This is a genomic window from Bacillus sp. DHT2, assembly GCF_026241455.1.
In the GTDB taxonomy this organism is placed as follows: Bacteria; Bacillota; Bacilli; order Bacillales; family Bacillaceae_G; genus Bacillus_A; species Bacillus_A pseudomycoides.
The window spans coordinates 1-334 of the sequence record NZ_JAPHWH010000095.1; the positions used below are offsets into that span (position 1 = coordinate 1).

At 42.8% G+C, this 334-nt stretch carries 2 rRNA genes; both read left to right on the forward strand.

Annotated features, from left to right (window positions below):
• Positions 1 to 79 (forward strand): 16S ribosomal RNA (locus ORL93_RS31060); the annotation flags it as partial.
• A gap of 145 nt (positions 80 to 224) precedes the next feature.
• Positions 225 to 334, forward strand: a 23S ribosomal RNA gene (locus tag ORL93_RS31065); the annotation flags it as partial.

The following is a 334-nucleotide window of genomic DNA, read 5'->3' on the forward strand; positions in this document are numbered from 1 at the left end:
GCCTAAGGTGGGACAGATGATTGGGGTGAAGTCGTAACAAGGTAGCCGTATCGGAAGGTGCGGCTGGATCACCTCCTTTCTATGGAGAATTGATGAACGCTGTTCATCAATATAAGTTTCCGTGTTTCGTTTTGTTCAGTTTTGAGAGAACTATCTCTCAGAAATAAATGTATGTTCTTTGAAAACTAGATAACAGTGTAGCTCATATTTTTTAATTTTAGTTTGGTTAAGTTAGAAAGGGCGCACGGTGGATGCCTTGACACTAGGAGTCGATGAAGGACGGGACTAACGCCGATATGCTTCGGGGAGCTGTAAGTAAGCTTTGATCCGAAGA